This window comes from Muricoccus pecuniae (assembly GCF_014199205.1).
GTDB lineage: Bacteria > Pseudomonadota > Alphaproteobacteria > Acetobacterales > Acetobacteraceae > Roseomonas > Roseomonas pecuniae.
The window spans coordinates 1-3702 of sequence record NZ_JACIJD010000064.1 but is presented as its reverse complement, the minus strand read 5'-3'; the positions used below and the strand labels follow the sequence as shown (position 1 = coordinate 3702).

Sequence of the window (3702 nt, the reverse complement as noted above, 5' to 3'; positions counted from 1 at the left end):
AACCGCAATCTCCGTCATGGGTCAGCTCCCTCACGCCCCGGTTGCCCGGCCAGCCTACGCCAGCAGGACTGAGGGGCGGGCCATCCCATAAAACTTCTGATGCCCGGCTCGCGGCGCAGGGCCGTGACCTGGCTGATAGAGCAGAAGGGCTATTCGCAGCGGCGGGTGTGCGGGTTGGTCGGGCTGGAACCGAAGACCTACCGGTATGCCTCCAAACGGCCTGACGACGGCGAGATCCGTGCCAGGCTGCGGTTGCTGGCTGGTGAGCGCCGCCGGTTCGGCTACCGGCGGCTCCACATCCTGCTGTCCCGGGAGGGTGTGCTGCTGAACCACTAGAAGCTGTTCCGGCTTTACCGAGAGGAGCGGCTTGGCGTGCGCAAGCGGGGTGGCCGGAAGCGAGCCCTGGGCACGCGCTCACCCATGGCGCAGCCGAAGGCGGCGGACCAGCGCTGGTCGCTGGACTTCGTGTCCGACGCGCTGACCAATGGGCGGAGGTTCCGGGTGCTGGCCGTCGTGGACGACTTCACCCGCGAGTGCCTCGGCCTGGTCGTGGACACGTCGCTGTCCGGCTTGCGGGTCGGTCGCGAACTGGACCGCATTGTCGAGCTGCGCGGTTGCCGTCCGGCCATGGTGGTCAGCGACAACGGCACGGAGCTGACCTCGCACGCCATTCTGCGCTGGCAGGAAGAGCGGTCGGTGCTGTGGCACTACATCGCACCCGGCAAACCGCAGCAGAACGGGTTCGTGGAAAGCTTCAACGGCCGGTTCCGGGACGAACGCCTGAACGAGCACCTGTTCAGCAGCCTGGCCGCGGCGCGCCGGATCATCGAGGCGTGGAGGATCGACTACAACACGGCCCGCCCACATACGAGCCTGGGCGGGCTCACCCCAGCAGTCTTTGCAACCCGCCCCGAGCAGGGGCATACGGAGAACGGACTCTGCTTATGAGTGAGGGCACGTAAGGGGCAGGGTCATCTGCGTTCCACGGACGGGGCGCGACTTTCTTATCAGGGGAAGACATCCCTGCAGTCTCTCCCCGACCTCTGCCCCACCCGTTCCCCCGGACTCTTTCGTTCCCGGATTCTTGTTGTGACCGGCATACCGGCCGCAACTAACCCTGCTTTCGAGAAAGCGTTCTTGTGCCGCGAGGGAGAGCTGATCTAGTCGACACAACCGACTTTAGGAGAAACGCGATGGAAGATCCCCTTCGTTCAATCTCGCGGTCGCTTCCGAAGTCCATGCGTATCGATCGCCGCCCCACACAGCCAAGCGCCTCGGCCCAAGGCACCTCTTGTCGCTCGGTATCCGAGGACAGCCTCGCTGGCGGGCAGCTTCCGGCCGTCCAGGGACGGCAATTCAGGTTTGGTAGCGGAACCATCACCCATTCACCTGAACAGCCTCGCCGGCAGTTCCGGTTTGGCAGCGGAACCATATCCTTCACCTGAAAACCTCGGCCAACCGGGACGCGGTGGAGGCGGTCATGCTGGATAGTCCCTCGCTGATCACCTTCCATCGCGTCCTCCCTGGGGTCGCCCCGCGTCGCGCGGGCAAAGATGCTGGTGGCACCCTTCCCCATCGCGCCGCGCAGTACTGCTTGCCCTCTTCAGCCGCATCCAGCTTCGGCTACTTGGTCTTCCTGCCGACCTCCTTCAGCTTGATCTGGGATGGCGGGACGGACTGTGAGATTGGAATGGAGGATCCGGAGACCGGCGAAGAGAACTGGTATCCCTTCCAGGAACTCGCCTATCCCGGCTCGTTCGAGGCGTGGGATGCGATCGCGAGCGAGGGAACCAAGGGCTACTGCCCGTCCTGGATAACAGCGACCGAGATCCACGGCCTCCTCCAGATTTGGACCGGCTGGTTCGTGAGCACCTCTCCGGGACACAGCCTCCTGGTCCGAGCTCCGGCCAACTTGCCGCGGCCAGAGGGTTTCCAGATCCTCGAAGGGATTGTCGAGACGGACCGCTGGTTCGGTCCCCTGTTCACGAACATTCGCCTGTTGCGAACCGGCCGGCCCATTCGCTTCGACGCAACCCGCCCCTTCCTCCAGGTGCAGCCTCTTCCCCGTGAGGTCTATGCGGACGCGACCTTGAACCGCTTCGAGGTTGGCGAGGCACCGGGAATGCCCCCGGCCGCCTGGGACGCCTACGAGGAAAGCCTCGTCCGCCCGATCATGCATGGGGCGAGTTCAGAGCGAGGTCGCTATGCCCGCGCCGCCCGTAAGCGCGCCCATGCGGAAATGCGAGAAGCCGAGGGGAAGTGCCCACATCGGCCCGAGGGCACCCCCACGCAGCCGCCATGAGCAGCGCCGGACCGCCTTCTGTCGCCCGTTCGGCCAGCGCTTACGGCGTGACGTGCTTCCTCCTCTCGCAGGCCTGCCTCGCCTTGGAAGGGACGGCCATCCGGCAGGTTGGACCTTCGCTGGCCGCCGAGCATCTCGTCCTGCTTCGCGGCCTCGGTTCAGCCGTCCTCCTCGGCTTTCTGTTCGCCCGGCAAGGCCCCCAGATCTACCGGACGTCACAACCGGGCCTGCAGATACTGCGGGCCACCCTGTCCTTCATCTCGCTCTGGATGATCTTCTTCGGGCTGGCCAGGTTGCCCCTAGCCGAGGCAACCGCCCTCACCTTCACCGCTCCGATGTGGATGACGCTCCTCGGCGCCGCGTTCCTTGGGGAAACACCATCACTCCTGCAGAAGGGCGCCACCTTCCTCGGCTTCTGCGGAGCCCTGATCGTTGTCGGCCATCTGCCCGCCGCCTGGGATACGGCCTCTCTCGTTCTTCTCGCGGGGGTCGGGCTGAACGCCGCAGCTGTTGTGACGACCCGAGCCATCGGCCGGGTGGACGCCCCTGCGACGATCTTTCTTTGGATCACCTGCGCCACGTTGGCAGGCTCAACCGTATCGGTCCCGCACTTTGCCCTGCCATGGCAGGAATGGCCAGCTCTTCTCGCGGTCTCTGCGGCGGGAACAGGAGCCGTTTGGCTCACCCTCCTCGCAGTACAGCGCTGTAACGTCTCCCACCTGGCACCTTACGGCTACTCGCGGCTGCCCTTGTCCATCGTCTTCGGCCTGGTGATCTTTTCGGAGTTGCCCACCACGGCAGCCCTCCTTGGCTCCGCCATCATCCTCATCGCGGGGCTGCTGCCGCTGGCGAACGGGGTGCCCTTCTCACACCCATCCAGCCGCAGGAAACCGGCCCGAAGCCCCGGGCTTCGCGCGCCTGCCGCGGGATCGGCGCTGACGATACCGGCCTCACAGGATGCGCGGCGCCAGACCCTCTGATACCAACCGGCTTGATCGCTGACTCGCATGTGATCCCGCCAGCGCCGTAGGTGTGATTCGCTCTTTCCGGTGGTTGGTTCGGGAGCACCGTCAACTTGGCCCTACCCGGGTTCGGGGTTATGCAATGCGGACGTACTCCGGCCGTCCGAGCTCGAGCATACGGTTCAGCACAGTGACAGCGACGGCCACCTCGGTCGCACGGCGCTCGTCGGTGCGCGAGCGCAGCGCGCCGCCGATGACCTGCTTGAAGCGCGCGATGTCCGCCTCGACCAAGGCGCGCCAGTTGTAGCCAGACACCTTCTGCCAGCCGATGCGTCCGCGCTTGGTAAGCGTTTACTGACGGCTACGGCTGTTGCGGGTTGACGGGGCTCAAGCGCTGTCTGGCCGCAGGTGCCATGGCGCCAGCTCACCGATGTGATT

Annotated in this window: 3 protein-coding genes and 1 pseudogene; 3 read left to right on the top strand and 1 reads right to left on the bottom strand. The window is 65.5% G+C overall.

Translation table 11 applies throughout. The features are described 5' to 3' along the window. Positions 1-90: 90 nt before the first annotated feature. The 3 genes and pseudogenes from FHS87_RS23025 to FHS87_RS23015 form a co-directional block, all read left to right on the top strand. Positions 91-948: pseudogene (locus tag FHS87_RS23025) on the top strand (IS3 family transposase); the annotation flags it as partial. Between the two features lie 532 nt (positions 949-1480). After that, on the top strand, positions 1481-2302 hold the full coding sequence (locus FHS87_RS23020; protein WP_184522188.1) for a DUF6065 family protein: 822 nt from the start codon (positions 1481-1483) through the stop codon (positions 2300-2302). Then, a complete protein-coding gene (locus FHS87_RS23015) occupies positions 2299-3282 on the top strand; it encodes a DMT family transporter (RefSeq protein ID WP_184522185.1) in 984 nt (327 codons plus the stop codon). Before FHS87_RS23020 ends, FHS87_RS23015 begins: the two co-directional genes overlap by 4 nt. A gap of 117 nt (positions 3283-3399) precedes the next feature. Here FHS87_RS23015 and FHS87_RS23010 read toward each other — a convergent pair whose 3' ends face one another. Then, positions 3400-3579 (bottom strand): hypothetical protein, encoded by a 180-nt coding sequence (locus tag FHS87_RS23010; protein ID WP_184522182.1) that lies wholly within the window; start codon positions 3577-3579, stop codon positions 3400-3402. Positions 3580-3702: the final 123 nt, after the last annotated feature.

Bases quoted from the DNA above. Each gene is read 5' to 3' on its own strand.
- FHS87_RS23020 (WP_184522188.1), top strand. From the start codon at position 1,481: ATGCTGGATAGTCCCTCGCTGATCACCTTCCATCGCGTCCTCCCTGGG.
- FHS87_RS23015 (WP_184522185.1), top strand. From the start codon at position 2,299: ATGAGCAGCGCCGGACCGCCTTCTGTCGCCCGTTCGGCCAGCGCTTAC.